Source organism: Stutzerimonas sp. S1, assembly GCF_025966695.1.
Classification (GTDB): Bacteria; Pseudomonadota; Gammaproteobacteria; order Pseudomonadales; family Pseudomonadaceae; genus Stutzerimonas.
The window spans coordinates 1-1,286 of the sequence record NZ_JAOEIY010000016.1; the positions used below are offsets into that span (position 1 = coordinate 1).

The 1,286-nt window shown below is 63.4% G+C and carries 2 protein-coding genes and 1 pseudogene; all 3 read left to right on the forward strand.

The features are described from left to right. A pseudogene (locus N8H22_RS20025) lies at nucleotides 1-696 on the forward strand (methyltransferase); the annotation flags it as partial. 9 nt (nucleotides 697-705) lie between these two features. Continuing rightward, on the forward strand, nucleotides 706-1,035 hold the full coding sequence (locus N8H22_RS20030; RefSeq protein ID WP_264592223.1) for a hypothetical protein: 330 nt from the start codon (nucleotides 706-708) through the stop codon (nucleotides 1,033-1,035). 3 nt (nucleotides 1,036-1,038) lie between these two features. Continuing rightward, nucleotides 1,039-1,286 (forward strand): zonular occludens toxin domain-containing protein (locus N8H22_RS20035; RefSeq protein ID WP_272890924.1); only part of this gene is annotated, 248 nt, incomplete at its 3' end.

A 1,286-nucleotide genomic window follows, 5' to 3' on the forward strand; every position in this document is an offset into this window, starting at 1 on the left:
ATCGAGTGCAACGAAAGCACGCTCCAGACACCGGGCAACCCCTCCGAAGGCGAAACACAGAACCCTGACGACACACCGCCGCCCGAGGACGGTGACCAATGCCCGGAGGGCTACACCTATAACGGCACGTTTTGTTCACCGGATACGCCGCCGGATCCCACCGACCCAACTGACCCCACGGATCCGCCAGACCCGACTGATCCCAGCGATCCTGGCGATGGCGCGGGTGATGGCGGCTCCGATGGTGGCGGTTCGGGCGATAACGGTTCTGGCGATGGCGACGGCGGCAGCTCGGGCGAAGGTGAAGGCGAGAACGGCAGCGGCACGGGCGACGGTGACGGCGAAGGTGAAGGCGAGGAAGAGGGCGAAGGCTCCGGCCCTGGCTTCTGCGATGGCGGAGACTGCTCGTTCGTCGCGCCAACCTACTTCGACGGCGCCGACAAGGTGCCGGGTTTCGATGAATCCCTGTCTCGTGTTTTCGATGGCATCCGCAACTCGCCGCTGGGCAGCGCTGTCGGCGCCATTTCCTTTCCGTCTGGCTCCGGCGCCTGCCCGTCCGGAACGGTGACGCTTTTCGGCAAGCCGATCACCTTCGATGGCCACTGCACCCTGTGGGGTGAGATCTCTGGAGTCTTCTCTGCGCTCATGCTGGCCGTCTGGTGCCTGCTGGGCGTTCGTATCGTCCTGTCCTCGTGAGGTGCCGCCATGCTTGAGAAGCTAGGCCGTTTCATTGATTGGGTGTGGGCCTTCCCCGCCAAGCTGCTGCAATGGCTGCAGGATGCCTTCGACTCGGTGATCGACTTCATCGAAACGCTGCCGCAGTGGATCTTCTACCAACTGTCCGAAGGCATCGTCTCCTTCTTCGACGCCATTCCGGTGCCCGACTTCTTCCACCAGGCCGGCAATGCCATGCAGTCGATCCCGCATGAGGTGCTCTTCTTCGCGCACATGTTCCGGCTCGACTTCGGCGTCACCACGGTGCTGTTCGCGTACCTGATCCGCTTCGTCATTCGCCGCCTGCCGATCATCGGGTGACCTATGGCCATCGACGCATATACCGGCATGCCCGGCCACGGCAAAAGCTACGGAGTCGTTGAACACGTCATCATTCCTAGCCTCAAGCAAGGCCGGCACGTGGTGACGAATATCCCGCTCGAGGTCGATGCGTTGCTGGCCGAGTTCGGCGGCACCATCGCCCAGCTACCGGCTGACTGGTTCGAGCGCCGCGATCTTTCCGAGCTGGCCCCCAACGGCTGCGTGCTGGTCCTCGACGAACTCTGGCGCCG